Genomic DNA, 14,168 nt, shown 5'->3' with positions numbered 1-14,168 from the left:
TGATAGAATTCGCATCCTTCATTACAAAGCGATGTCACCATGAAAGATAAACACGGGTTGCTTAGTGCACCAATTGGTCGTGTTCTGTTTAACATGACCCTGCCTAACCTGATTGGTATTCTCACCATTCTGGGTGGCAGCTTGGTGGACATCTATTTCATTAGCCAGCTAGGTACAGAAGCCTTAGCGGCGGTCAGTTTTACTTTTCCGGTAACCTTAGTGATTGTCAGTATCGGTATCGGCATAGGTGCCGGTGTATCCACCAATTTAGGCCGTTTTATTGGCTCTGGCCATGCAGAACAAGCTAAAGTTTTTTTATTCGATACCTTAGTATTAACCTCTACGATTATCACTTTATTGTGCCTAATGGGTGGCTTACTGATTGAGCCATTATTCACCTTGCTGGGCGCGAATGATCGCAGTATGCCTTACATTCATGACTATATGATGTGGTGGTATTTGGGTGCACCAGCTTTGGTGGTGCTGATGGTGGGCAATCAAGCGTTGCGCGCCACTGGCGATACTCGCTCTCCTGCTAAAATTATGATGTTGGCGGCTATTGTCAACTTGGTGCTAGATCCCTTATTAATATTTGGTTTAGGGCCTTTTCCTCGCTTAGAAGTGCAAGGGGCTGCCATTGCTACCACATTATCTTGGATTATTGCGCTGTTGCTTGCGGGCCGATTGCTGATATTTAAACGTAAGTTATTACATAGTGCCAGCTTAGTCCGCAGCCGTATGGTCGCCAATTGGCGCGCCCTAGCGCATATCGCTCGCCCAGCGGCATTAATGAATTTAATTAACCCCATTGCCAATGGTATTTTGATGGCCATGATAGCCCGTATAGACCATGCAGGTGTGGCGGCATTTGGCGCGGGAATGCGCTTAGAGTCGGTATTGCTGCTGGTGGTAATGGCTTTGTCATCAAGTTTAATGCCCTTTATTGCGCAAAATTTAGGCGCTGAACAGCATGTTCGTGCCAAAGCAGCGTTACTTAAATCGTTGCAGTTTATCTTGGTATTTCAAACCCTGTTGTATATTCCGATGTATTTTTTTGCCCATCCAATTGCACAGCAATTCTCTAACGACCCTGTGGTTATTGATTGGCTGACTTTTTATATTATGGCGTTGCCAGCGGCATATGGTCCGCTGGGCATAGTGATTATTTTTGCCACCAGCTTAAATGCGTATCATCGTCCAATGAGCTCTTTGGTGATTAATTTATGCCGTTTAATGTTGTTAATGCTTCCCTTAGCCGCGTTAGGCTCGTACATTGGTGGGGTTAAAGGCTTGATGTTGGCGCTACCTGTAACAAACACCCTAATGGGGATAGCCTGTTATATATTGGCAACCAAAATTACTGAGCCAAATCAACAGACACGCTCGACTCCCATTATTATCGACTAAATGTTATCGACTAAATATCATCGACTAATGTCACCGACTCATTTTCTTCACTACTGCATAGGCATACTATGACGATTCAAAACACCCCACAAACGGATCAATCCTCAGGTATAAAGCGCCCATTTAAAGCGGCTCTGATGTCAGCATTTATTATGCCGGGCAGTGGGCAAATGTGGCTGGGTAATAAATGGCAAGGCATGGGTTTTATGGCAGTATCGCTGGGGTGTGTGCTGGTATTAATGAACTTTGCCATTGAGCGGGCGCAGGTGATATCAGAGAAAATTTTAGCTGGCGAAGTTCCATTAGAATACAGTGCAATTTACGCCCAAATAACCCAAGCGCCCGAAGGTGATGCTGCGCAAGTCGCCGCCTGGATCACCTGGATTTTTGTCGCTAATTGGTTAACCAGCATTGTGACTGCCTATCTTGCTGGTACAAAGACTGATGATAAAAAGATTAGCGGTAAAAATAGCAGCGATAAATAGCTATGCTGTATAAGCGCTGCATAATAATCGGTCACTAAAAACCCAGCGATAAGCTGGGTTAATATTAAATAAAGAATAGGTGAAGTAATAAAGCGCTGATCACTTTAGCTCACACCTTTGATAAATTACTTTTTCGTATCGTCTTTATTGTCTATTTGGTGGCTTTCTGGACGCTTTTGGCTTGGGTCGTCTTTATGCTCAAAATCGCCTTCAAAGGTGTTGTCTTGATCACGCGGTGGCTCAAAAGGGTTTTGTCCAAATGGACCTTGATTAAATGGCCCCTGATTAAATGGACCTTGCTGACCAAAACCACCGTGTACTCCGCCGTTAGCCATCACCCTCAACTGTAATCGTTTGTACATAAATGCCGCCACAGGCGAGCGGGTAAAAGGGGTTAACAACAATAATCCTATCGCATCAGTGACAAAGCCCGGAATTAACAACAATACACCGGCGGCCGCTAACATCATGCCTTCTACAATTTCTTGTCCTGGCGCTTCGCCCCGTGCCATTTTTTGTTGCACTGTCATTAGGGTGTTCAAACCTTGGCTTCTTACCAATGACACACCAACAATGGCAGTAAAAAATACTAGGCCGATAGTTGGCCATACACCCAGTGCATCACCAACTTGAATTAATACCGACAGTTCTAAGGCTGGTACAATAACGAACACTAATAATAAAATCAAAAACATGTAAACCTCGATATAAGAATGATGTTTACCCAATAACTGGCAAATAATCTGCTGTCGATGAAAGCTATATGGGGTTTGTCCGGTCTATTTTCAAGAGACGTCACGAATTTCAAACATAACAGTGAAATCTGTTGCTAAAAATCGTACAGTAAGCCGATATTGACTATTTTAGCTTAAGCTAACGTTAAGTTTAACCGAGATACAATGGAAGCTGATTATTTACTGATTTTTTCAACCTGTCCCGATAAGGCCACTGCCGATAGTATCGCCCAGGCATTAATTAATGCCAAGCTTGCTGCCTGTGTGCAAATTAGCCAACCTATTGTGTCGGTTTATTATTGGGATAACCAAGTGTGTCAGTCTCAAGAGGTACAATTGCAGATAAAATGTCGCGCGTTACATTATCAAGCAATTGAACAATTGGTGATCCAATTGCATCCTTATGAAGTACCAGAGTTAATCGCAACCCCTATTACTCATGGGTTAGCGCCTTATTTAACATGGATAAAAGAAACCACTCAATCATGAAAAAAATATTCGCCTTTGTTTTAACATCTTTACTTTTACTGTCTTCAATCGCTTTCTCACCACTGGTGCAAAGTGAAGGGGTATTTAGTAAAAGTAAGTTTGATTTTTTAAGCAGTGAACCTGAGCTATTGCCGGTTAATGAAGCATTCTCATTCGATTTTAAGCAGCAAGGCAATCAGTTACTCATTAGCTGGGTGATTGCTGACGGTTACTACATGTACCGTGACAAACTGACCTTTAAAGCCGACGGCGCGGTTATTGGTGAGATTAATTTACCCCGCGGAAAAATCCATAACGACGAATACTTTGGCGAACAAGAGGTATTTTACTCGTTTGTCCAAATCCCTGTTGGTATTAAAGAAGCCAGTAAAGAAGGCACTTTTAAAGTGACCTTTATGGGTTGTGCGGAAGGAACTTTGTGTTATCCGCCAACCACCCGTGATGTGATTTTAACGGAAGTTGCCGCTAACGATGGCAAAGTGGCTCAAGCTAAAAAAGTCATTGGCGCACCAGAAGTATCGATCAACGACACGGCTGAACAAGCAACTAAAAGCCCGATTACCCAACAAGACACCTTAAGCCAAATGCTTCAAAATGACAGCTTACTGTGGACCTTGGCGATCTTTTTTGGTTTAGGTATTGGCCTAGCGTTAACACCCTGTGTGTTCCCAATGTACCCTATTTTATCGGGTATTATTGTCGGCCAGGGTGAAAAACTGTCTACTGCAAAAGCCTTCACGTTATCGATGGCTTATGTACAAGGTATGGCGATTACCTATTCATTATTGGGCCTAGTAGTAGCCAGTGCCGGAATGAAGTTTCAAGCGGCGTTGCAACACCCTGCTATTTTGATTTTCTTAGCGGTGATGTTTGTGTTGCTGAGCTTATCTATGTTTGGCATGTATGATTTAAAACTGCCGTCAAAGTGGCAAGAAAAAATGAACGCCATGTCAAACAACCAAAAAGGCGGCAACTTGATTGGCGTATTCTTTATGGGGGTGATTTCAGGCTTGGTGGCATCGCCTTGTACGACTGCACCGTTATCAGGCGCACTCATTTACGTGGCTCAAAGCGGTGACTTATTACAGGGCTTCCTCGCTCTTTATGTATTAAGCATGGGCATGGGCGTGCCGTTATTAGTACTCGGGACTTCCGGTGGCAAAATTCTCCCTCGCGCCGGTGCATGGATGGATGTTATCAAAACTATTTTCGGTTTCTTGCTAATTTCGGTTTCAATCATGATGATTGGTCGTATTTGGGTAGGGCTGGTGTCTGACGTATTGTGGTCAATTTGGGCTGTTAGCTTAGTCGGTTATTTAATGCATCAGAACAAGTTAACCGCCTTTAACTGGAAGCAGTCTGTTCGTGGAGTATTATTATTACTCGCTTTACTTGCCAGTTTTTCCTATGGTTTTCAAGCTGTGATGAGTCACTTTGGCTTCCAGGTGCCCGGGGTTAACCAAACGGCGAACAAGGGTACAGCCCAAGCTGATGCGCACCACTTTATTAAGATTAAATCGTTAGATGATTTAGCGGTTGAGTTAGATAAAGCCAGCATCAGTGGTAAAACTGTCATGTTAGATTTGTATGCTGACTGGTGTGTCGCTTGTAAAGAGTTTGAAGCGATTACATTCGCCAATGCAGATGTGCTTGAACGCATGAATAAAATGGTTATCTTGCAAGCCGATGTGACCAAAAGTGATGCTATTGATATCGAGTTACTTGAGCATTACGGTGTGCTTGGTTTACCTACTTTGCTGATGTTTGATAAAAACGGGGATATCCGTGATGATCTTCGTGTCACTGGCTTTATGGGCCCTAAAGATTTCGCTAATCACTTGGATTTACTGCTTAAAGAGTAAACAACCTCTTAGCTAGTGACAATATTGACACAATAAACATCTACCAATGTAAACAAGCGACTTTTCACTCAGGTCGCTTGTTTTTTTTTATGAGCATCATTTTCCCCAAATGCTGGTTTTTCTTATACAATGTTAAGCATCTTTGCCTTAATTCACCATGATGGAGTGCTATGGAACCGGCCATATTAATTATCACCTTACTCTGTGGGCTTTTGGTCAGTAAAGTGGGCTTACCGCCGCTTATTGGTTATTTAGCTGCTGGGTTTGTGCTATTCACTTTTGGTATTCAAGACACCAGCCTGCCTCTTTTACAACAACTCGCTAATTTAGGCGTGACCTTACTGCTATTTTCAATAGGTTTAAAGCTGGATTTAAAAAGCTTATTTAAAGCCGAAGTGTGGGCCACTTCTAGCATTCATTTAATTGGTTCAATTATCTTTTTCATTCCGATATTAAAATTATTAGGCATGGCGGGGTTAGAACAACTAGAAGGCTATACCCTTAATCAACTACTGCTTATTTCGTTCGCATTAAGCTTTTCAAGTACTGTATTTGCGGTAAAAGTGATTGAAGATAATGGTGATATGAAGTCACTGTATGGTCGTGTCGCTATTGGTATCTTGATTATGCAAGATATCTTCGCTGTGGTGTTTTTAACCATATCAAAAGGCGATGTGCCCTCTATTTGGGCGCTAGGATTATTGTTATTACCCTTTGCTCGACCGCTTATTTATAAAGTGTTCGACAAAGTGGGCCACAGTGAAATGTTAGTGCTGTTTGGCCTAGTGATGGCATTAGTGGTCGGCGCTTGGTTATTTGAAGCCGTAGGCTTGAAGCCCGACTTAGGGGCATTAATTATTGGTATTTTACTAGCAGGCCATGCAAAGTCGTCTGAATTAGCTAAATCCATGTACTACTTTAAAGAACTATTTTTAGTCGCCTTCTTCCTCACCATAGGCCTAAATGGGCTACCTACCTGGTCAGACATTGGCTTGGCTGGCATATTAGTCATGCTAGTACCAGTAAAAATAGCCATGTTTATGTATTTACTCACTCGCTTTAAGTTGCGCTCACGCACCTCACTATTAGCCTCTTTTAATCTGGCTAACTACAGTGAGTTTGGATTAATTGTCGCCGCAGTAGCGGCGCATAAAGGCTGGTTGCCAGCATCATGGTTAATCATTATTGCCGTTGCCTTAAGTATTAGCTTTTTGTTTGCTGCGCCGCTTAACAGCAGTGTGAATAAAATTTATCAGCATTTCCAAAGCCACTTAGTCAAACTTGAGAAACATCCATTACACCCAGAAGATCGTCAAATAAAAATTGGTAATCCGCGATTTTTAATCTTTGGTATGGGCCGTATTGGTAGTGGTGCTTATGATGAATTGCGTTTGCGTTTCGATGGCGAAATATTAGGCATTGAGCATAAACAGGAGTTAGTTGACTTTCACCGCAGCCAGGGCCGTAATGTCGTCCAAGGTGATGCTGGTGACACTGACTTTTGGGAAAAACTAGAACGTGCGCCTAATCTTGAACTGGTATTACTGGCCATCCCCCATCACGTTGGTAATTTGTTTGCCGTAGAGCAACTTAAAAAGCTCAACTACGGTGGAAAAATCAGCGCGATTGTACAATATGCCGAAGATGCAGAAGCCCTTAATGCAGCAGGAGTCGACAGTGCCTATAACCTTTATGAAGCCGCAGGTGCTGGTTTTGTTGATCATGTGATTTACGAGCATCTTGATGAACCTCAAGAAAAGGTTAACCGTGCGGAGCAGGTTGCCAGTGAGGCAATGCAGGATAATGCCACTGATTCAACTAGCAGCTCAACCAATAATGGCCAAGTATAGTGCTAAACACTTGCGTCATTTAAGGTAGTAATAGTCAATATATAACGCCTCGAATTTTTTCGGGGCGTTTTTGTTTTTGTCAGCGTATTTTCAATTTTCAGATAGTGAAAAAAATCTCAGTTACAGCAGCTACAAAGTCGTGATATAAATCAAAGTAATAACTTAAATCACTGTCTGTCGGAAATTTTTGAAGTATGTCTAACCCTGCTCAACGTGCTACCAAATTATTTGTGCAAACTTTCGGCACAAAAGCGGACGATTTATACCAAGCACCAGGGCGGGTGAATATTATTGGTGAGCATACAGATTACAATGAAGGCTTAGTGCTGCCCGCAGCAATTAATTTTCATACCGTAATTGCAGTAAAACACCGGGAAGATGATTTATTTCGCGCGGTAACAGATGCCTTTCCAGGACAAATTAAGCAATGGCACTTTGGCGAAGAAGGCACTGTGTCTTCTAATGACGATTGGGCTAACTACTTGAAAGGTGTCACCTCAGCGATGCACACCTCTGGCCTGCACGCTAAAGGCTTGGACTTGGCGATTGTGGGCAATGTGCCATTGGGCGCGGGGCTTTCTTCATCGGCAGCATTAGAAGTGGCTTTTGGCACAGCCATCAGTTATGCCAGCCAATTACATTTGTCACCATTAGCCATTGCTCAATTATCTCAACGTGGTGAAAGCCAATACATGTGCCATGACTGTGGCATTATGGATCAAATGATCAGCGCGTTAGCCGTTGAAGATCACGCCTTATTAATTGATTGTTTAGAGTTAGAAAGTGAAACTGTATTAATTCCTGAAGAATTAAGCATTATCGTGATCGATCCCGGCATTAATCGTAAAGCCTTTATGGTGCAGTTTGAGCAACGTAGAAAAGAATGCTCCATCATCACAGCTTTACTAGGTTTAGATTCCTTACGCGATTTATCATCCTCCTACTTAGAGCAACGCAGAGACACCTTGTCATCTGAGCAATTTAGACGCGCTCGCCACATTATCACTGAAAATGCCCGCGCCAGTAATGTTGCCCGTGCTTTTCAACATAATAATATCGCCCGTTTTAGCCAACTAATGGCACAATCTCACCAGTCATTGCGTGATGATTTTGAAGTGATATTACCTGAAGTTGATATCTTGGTATCAATGATAGCCGAGCACATAGGTGAACGCGGCGGCGTGCGTATGAGCGACGGCTGTGTTATTGCTTTAATCGAGCATGAATTTACAGATAATGTGATCAATTTAGTTGAACAAGAGTACACCCAAAAAACAGGCTTAGAAGCCACTATACACTTATGCTCAGCCAGTAATGGCGCAGGTAGGATAAGCAAATTACCCCGAAAATAATCTAACACATCATAATGAGAGAGGCCTCAATGGTACGTTTTAGTGTGCTTGAATCTTGGCAAGATCCCCGCGGTGGAGAAGTTGAACGAGTCCGTTTAGACAATGGCATTATCGCAGTGGAAATTTTAAGTTTAGGCGGCATTATCCGATCATTATGGGTACCGACAAAAAATGGTGAGCGCCAAAATGTGGTACTCGGTTGTGACAGTGTGGCAGATTATCTGGCTCAGCCAGCTCACCTTGGGGCTATTGCAGGTCGATACGCCAATCGCATCGCCAACGGTAAAATGTCCCATGGCGGCATTGAGTATCAATTAAGTGTTAACCAGGCAACTAACTGTTTACACGGCGGTATGGAAGGTTTTAACCGTAAGCATTGGCAACTGGGGACGACAAGTGACGGGGTGCGTTTGACCTTACACAGTCCTGATGGCGATATGGGATTTCCAGGAAATTGCAGAGTCCAATTAGATTACCGATTAGTCGGTAATAATTTGTATGTTGAAATGTTAGCCACAACAGATAAAGCCTGCCCTGTTAGCCTCACCCAGCACAGTTATTTTAATTTAGACGGCGGTGTGACCAATACTACTCATCAAATACAAGTTGATGCTAGGCAATACCTGACCATGAATGAGGTGGGTATACCCACAGCATTACTGACCACCGCGGGCAGCGATTTAGATTTAGCTCACACAACCTCAATGGCAGTACAAACACAACGCCCTGCACTTTTGGCAACCAATGGTTTTGATCATTGCTATGTAATGGATAATACCGGGGGTGAATTACAACGTTTTGGTAAGTTATCCAGTACGGTAAGCGGTACCAGTATGACGGTGTATACCAACCAGCCTGGGGTGCAGTTATACGGGGCTAATTTCCTAAACGGTGTAGTGGCTAAAAAGCAGCAGATATTAGTTGACCATCAAGCGGTATGCATTGAGCCGCAGATGCTACCAGACTCACCTAATCAGCCTGATTTACCGGGTAATGCTTGGCTAATGCCAAATGAAGTTTATCACCATATTTCACGTTATGAGTTTTCAATAGAATAAACCTTTAGTCATCAATAAAATTAAATAAGGGGTAAGTTTTCACTTACCCTTATTTATTTAAATCACTTTTGCTAACGGTCATGTCAGTCAGACCGTATTAGTTACCTGCGATCTTCATTTCACTGAGCAAAATGCCACCAGTGCGAATCGACGATCGTAAATCACGATCCTTACCCACGCCCTGAATCCCCATAAACATGTCTTTTAAATTACCCGCTATGGTGATTTCTTCCACAGGGAACATCACTTGACCGTTCTCAACATAAAACCCTGCAGCGCCACGGGAGTAATCGCCCGTTACGCCATTAACGCCTTGCCCCATCACTTCAGTGACAATCAAACCTGTGTTCATCGCCTTGATTAAATCATCAAAGGTTTGATCTGTATGGCTAAGCGTCCAGTTATAAATACCGCCTGCGTGACCTGTATTGGTCAAACCTAATTTACGCGCCGAGTAACTGGTCAATAAATAGGTAGCTAATGAACCATTATCAATAATTTTTCTACTTTGAGTCGCAACACCTTCACTGTCGTAATTGGCTGACGCTAATGCGCCTATTAAGTGAGGCTGCTCTTCAATATTGAACCACTCAGGAAAAATTTGCGTGTTAATTGAATCGAGCAAGAAGCTCGACTTACGATGCAAACTACTGCCGCTAATTGCACCAATTAAATGTCCCATCAAGCCAGTGGCTATTTCAGGCGCAAACAGTACCGGCATTTTCGCGGTGGCAATTTTACGTGCATCTAAACGGCTAAGGGTTTTATTGGCTGCTTGTTTACCAACCGCTTCAGGGCTTAATAAGTCTTGATACTTACGGGCAACGGTATAGTCATAATCGCGCTGCATATTGCCATCAGACTCTTCACCAATCGCCACGCAACTTAAACTGTAACGCGAACTACAATAGCCATTTAAAAAGCCATGACTATTGCCATACACTTTGGCACTGGTATGGGCATTGGCTGTGGCGCCATCGGAGCTTTTTATACGGCGGTCGGTTGATAAGCTGGCTTCTTCTGCCCTAATAGCTAACTCAGCTAACTCTTCAGCGGTTAATGCTTGGGGATGATATAGCTGTAAATCACGAATATCTTGTGCCATCAAGGCTTTATCCGCCAGACCACTGAACGGATCTTCAGAGGTATACTTGGCAATATCATCGGCCGCTTTAACGGCTTGTCTAATTGCCTCTGGGCTTAAATCTGAAGTAGAAGAGTTACCTTTACGGCCATCACGGAATACAGTAATCCCTAAAGCACCATCTTTGTTAAACTCGACGGTCTCAACTTCTTTGTTACGGGTAGAAACTGACAGGCCTTGCTGCTTACTAATGGCGACTTCCGCCGCAGTAGTGCCTAATTCTTTGGCGTATTCAAGCGCAACACTGACTGCTTGCTTTAATGCCGATAATTCACTGTCAATAGTGGCTGGAGGTGCTTGATGAGAAGTCACAAATAGTCTCTTAAATGGCCTAAATTAACGCTAGCATAGCAAATTCATTTCACGATTGATAACAACACGTTTTGCTGACCTTTTTTCCCCGATACAACTGCAAAATAAATGCTATCATTAGCAGATATTTATTTGAGGTTTAAGATTATGAAAATTGTTGGTGATTCTGAGCACTTTCAGCAACCGTATGACAACGATGAAGAATACGTCAGCCGTACTGGATTTAAAAAAGAAAGTGAAGAGGCGCAGGCGTTAGGCATGCGTTTGGTGGCACTAAGTAAAACGCAGTTAGACAGAATGGGCTTAGACGAATTTTTGTACGATGCTGTGCTAAAAAGCAAAGTCATTAAGCAAAAAACTGAAGCTTATCGTCGTCATTTGCAGTACATAGGCAAATTAATGCGTAACTTTGATCACGAACCTATTGAAGCAGCACTGGATAAAGTGTTGAATAAGAACAATAATGAAGCTGCGCAAATACAGATATTCGAAAAAATGCGCGATCGTTTGTTGACTAATGGTGACACTGAAGTTCAAACATTGATGGATGACCACCCACAACTTGATCGTCAAAAACTTCGTCAATTAGTGCGTCAAGCCAATAAAGAGCTGACCCAAGGCCCTGAGTCTAAATCAGCCAAAGAACTGTTTAAATACTTGCGCAGTGAAATAACTTAGTCATTTTTTGGCTGGGGTGTTATTAAACGGACTGAGTAAGTAGTAAACAGCAATTTACATTAGATTCTGAATAACAATAATACTAGGATGTTACCCATGCGAATAATGACTTTGAGTCGCAGCATTCCATTAATTTTTGCTTCATCTTTACTTATCAGCGGTTGCAATGGCGCCGCTGATGGCACTGAGACAGAAACAACCACAGAAAACTATGCCATTAGCTTAAGTTTTCAGGCGGTTGTAGATGGGCAATGTAGCGACGCAACAAGCCAGCAATCATTTTATCTTAATGAACAATTTTGTGCGGTTGCCACCCTCAAAAATGGCAATACACTCGCATCGGGACAACTAGTCAATTTTGTTCTACCTTTTGGCAGTGCCTCACCAGCCTCAAAGCTCACCAATGCTAATGGTCAAGCAAGCTCCATCATTAGCTCAAGTACGACCAATGCAGGAGAGCTAAGCGTACAATTCAACCCTGCTAATAGTAATGTGGTCAGTGCCAGTCGTAATTTTGAGTTTTTAGCGTTAACTACTTCACCAACGACAGAGTCGGTCACCATTTCAGCCAGTATTAACCATGCTTCGGGCACAGTCACACGCTTTAAGGTTGATGAAGCGGTTCAGTTACAAGCCACCCTATTAGACAGCAGTAACCAAGGTATCGCCGACCAATTAGTGACTTTTACTGCCGGTAGTGCCAGCTTATCACCCGCAACAGCGCTCACTAATAGTAGCGGTAAAGCTGTGGTGAGCTATACACCCGCCGTAACAGATTTAGGTGCCAGCACCTTAGTGGTGAGCACTAATTACCAAAGCAAGGCGGTCACTAGCTCAAGTTTTTACGAAGTGTTAACCGCAGATGATGTCGCCCAAACAGGTTTGTTAAAAATGGGTCGCTGGGTATCTGCTACCGAATTTTATGAAGGTGAACTGAACACCACATTACCCACAGATACTAACGGCATTTATAAAGTCAGCGCCGGCGGCACATTTGGCGTAACAGCCACTATTGTTACCGACAATAGCGATGGCACTTTTAGCCGTTTACAAACACCGACTAGCGTGGCCTTTAGCTCAGATTGCTCAACTAATAACAAGGCCAGTTTAGACTCGCCTGTAACAACGTTATCAGGCAGTGCTGGTGCGACTTTTTCTGATACCAGTTGCAGCGGCAATAGTGAACGTAGCGATCAAATCATTGCAACAGCAATGGTTGGTACCACAGCATTAACGGCGAGTATAGACTTCACCTTAAGCCGTCAAACCTTAGCAAGCTTAAGCTTTATTTCTGCAGAGCCAGATCAGATTCGCATTAAAGGCGCTGGAGGTACTGGCTCAAGCGAGTCATCATTAGTGACCTTTATGGTCACCAGTGCCAATGGTCAACCGACTGCGCAGCAAACCGTTAACTTTAATCTTGATACTGTTATAGGCGGATTAAGCTTTGCAAATGGCCAGCAAACCGATAAAAGTATTACTAATGCACAGGGCCTAGCCAGCGTTCGAGTATTATCAGGTACTGTACCAACGCCTGTGCGGGTCGTCGCCAAAGCAACCGATATTGACACTAATGAAGTCATTACCAGCCAATCTGAACAGTTAACGGTGAATACCGGTTTACCACAGCAGCTTGGCTTCAGTATTTCACCCTCGGAATATAACCCAGAGGCAGGCAATCAAAATGGTAAGCAAGTCACTATTACGGTTTACGCATCAGATAGTTTTGGTAACCCTGCGCCCGACGACACTGTGGTTAACTTCACCGCTGAAGGCGGCCAAATACAGCCCTCTTGCTCTACTAAAGGTGGAACCTGTAACGTCAGCTGGACATCAGCCAACCCGCGAGTCACTGATAATAGGGTGACAATTTTAGCCTATGCACTAGGCCATGAAACTTTCTTTGATACCGATGGCGATAATATGTTTGGTGATAAAGATGGTGGTGCAATTGCATTAGCTTGTTTAAATGCCAGCAATAATCCAGTTGCCTGTAAAGGTAATGGTATGGACATTGAAACTTATCACCCAGCTGGCTTTATCGATTTAGGCGACGCGTTTAGAGATGATAATGAGACGGGTGCTTTTGATTCCAGCGAAAAATTCTTTAACACTTTAGCCAGTACCTACACTGGTCCCGACGCTAAATTTAATGGACCACAATGTCTTCGCAATGACGGCATATGCGGGATAGGTCAAGCCAATAAAACCTATATCCGTAAGGCTTTTGTGCTTACTATGTCAGGGTCAACTGCAGTGATGCAATTTAACCAAGATGGCACGGCGCTAAATACTAACTTTAGTAATATTACCCCTATCGCTGTCAATGGCCTCTCAACATTCACAATTAAGCTGACCGATACTGCTAACCAAATATTACCTGCCAAGACTACAGTCGCAGTTACCGCGACTGAGGGCGAGGTGTTATTTAACGGTTATACTGTGCCTAACCGCACGCTTGCCGGTGGTACTAGCACTTCATTCATATTAAAACATAACGGTGTAACGGGAGTCAGTAGGGTCACGGTAACAGTGACCACCCCAGGCGGCATTATCACTGAAACCAACTTTAATGTAACTTTGCTGTAGTCAAACTTAGCAAATGCAGATTGAGCTGACACTTAGTGTCTAGCTGGCTAACTCTAAAGCCCACTTCGGTGGGCTTTTTGTTAGGAGGCGATATAAGTGCTTAGTGATGATGAATTAGATGATTATGATGATTATGCCTAATCAATTTAAACTACCTTTGTGTCTAGCTCTTACCTAAGAGCTAAGTTAACTTCAACCTCAATTTAGC

At 43.2% G+C, this 14,168-nt stretch carries 11 protein-coding genes; 9 read left to right on the top strand and 2 right to left on the bottom strand.

The window, feature by feature from the left end; genetic code table 11:
- The first annotated feature begins 39 nt into the window (after positions 1-39).
- On the top strand, positions 40-1,407 hold the full coding sequence (locus ACRWQN_RS03310) for an MATE family efflux transporter (RefSeq protein ID WP_434939761.1): 1,368 nt from the start codon (positions 40-42) through the stop codon (positions 1,405-1,407).
- 68 nt (positions 1,408-1,475) lie between these two features.
- On the top strand, positions 1,476-1,892 hold the full coding sequence (locus ACRWQN_RS03305) for a hypothetical protein (protein ID WP_434939760.1): 417 nt from the start codon (positions 1,476-1,478) through the stop codon (positions 1,890-1,892).
- A 125-nt stretch (positions 1,893-2,017) separates the two neighbouring features.
- Here ACRWQN_RS03305 and ACRWQN_RS03300 read toward each other — a convergent pair whose 3' ends face one another.
- Positions 2,018-2,587 (bottom strand): FxsA family protein, encoded by a 570-nt coding sequence (locus tag ACRWQN_RS03300; RefSeq protein WP_434939759.1) that lies wholly within the window; start codon positions 2,585-2,587, stop codon positions 2,018-2,020.
- 204 nt (positions 2,588-2,791) lie between these two features.
- Between ACRWQN_RS03300 and cutA the strand changes: the two genes are divergently transcribed.
- From cutA to ACRWQN_RS03275, 5 genes are all read left to right on the top strand, one after another.
- Positions 2,792-3,115: a divalent-cation tolerance protein CutA gene (gene cutA / locus ACRWQN_RS03295; protein WP_226411661.1), complete on the top strand. Its 324-nt coding sequence runs from the start codon at positions 2,792-2,794 to the stop codon at positions 3,113-3,115.
- The gene (locus ACRWQN_RS03290) at positions 3,112-4,977 is read left to right on the top strand and encodes a protein-disulfide reductase DsbD (protein ID WP_434939758.1); all 1,866 of its coding nucleotides are present in this window, start codon (positions 3,112-3,114) and stop codon (positions 4,975-4,977) included. The genes cutA and ACRWQN_RS03290 overlap by 4 nt, the downstream gene beginning before the upstream one ends.
- Positions 4,978-5,147: 170 nt before the next feature.
- Complete coding sequence (locus ACRWQN_RS03285; RefSeq protein ID WP_434927968.1) at positions 5,148-6,827, top strand: cation:proton antiporter domain-containing protein; 1,680 nt, start codon at positions 5,148-5,150, stop codon at positions 6,825-6,827.
- A 194-nt stretch (positions 6,828-7,021) separates the two neighbouring features.
- Positions 7,022-8,179: a galactokinase gene (gene galK, locus ACRWQN_RS03280; RefSeq protein ID WP_434939757.1), complete on the top strand. Its 1,158-nt coding sequence runs from the start codon at positions 7,022-7,024 to the stop codon at positions 8,177-8,179.
- A 29-nt stretch (positions 8,180-8,208) separates the two neighbouring features.
- The gene (locus ACRWQN_RS03275) at positions 8,209-9,237 is read left to right on the top strand and encodes an aldose epimerase family protein (protein WP_434939756.1); all 1,029 of its coding nucleotides are present in this window, start codon (positions 8,209-8,211) and stop codon (positions 9,235-9,237) included.
- 97 nt (positions 9,238-9,334) lie between these two features.
- Here ACRWQN_RS03275 and pmbA read toward each other — a convergent pair whose 3' ends face one another.
- The gene (gene pmbA / locus ACRWQN_RS03270) at positions 9,335-10,693 is read right to left on the bottom strand and encodes a metalloprotease PmbA (RefSeq protein ID WP_434930663.1); all 1,359 of its coding nucleotides are present in this window, start codon (positions 10,691-10,693) and stop codon (positions 9,335-9,337) included.
- A 147-nt stretch (positions 10,694-10,840) separates the two neighbouring features.
- On the opposite strand from pmbA, the gene yjgA reads away from it, so the two are divergent.
- Both yjgA and ACRWQN_RS03260 read left to right on the top strand, forming a co-directional pair.
- Positions 10,841-11,371 (top strand): ribosome biogenesis factor YjgA, encoded by a 531-nt coding sequence (gene yjgA, locus ACRWQN_RS03265; RefSeq protein ID WP_226411671.1) that lies wholly within the window; start codon positions 10,841-10,843, stop codon positions 11,369-11,371.
- A gap of 105 nt (positions 11,372-11,476) precedes the next feature.
- Positions 11,477-13,960, top strand: a complete 2,484-nt coding sequence (locus ACRWQN_RS03260) for an Ig-like domain-containing protein (RefSeq protein WP_434940589.1) — start codon at positions 11,477-11,479, stop codon at positions 13,958-13,960.
- Positions 13,961-14,168: the final 208 nt, after the last annotated feature.

It is taken from the genome of Shewanella sp. HL-SH8, assembly GCF_051165765.1.
In the GTDB taxonomy this organism is placed as follows: domain Bacteria; phylum Pseudomonadota; class Gammaproteobacteria; order Enterobacterales; family Shewanellaceae; genus Shewanella; species Shewanella glacialimarina.
This window is presented reverse-complemented; position numbering and strand designations above follow the sequence as displayed.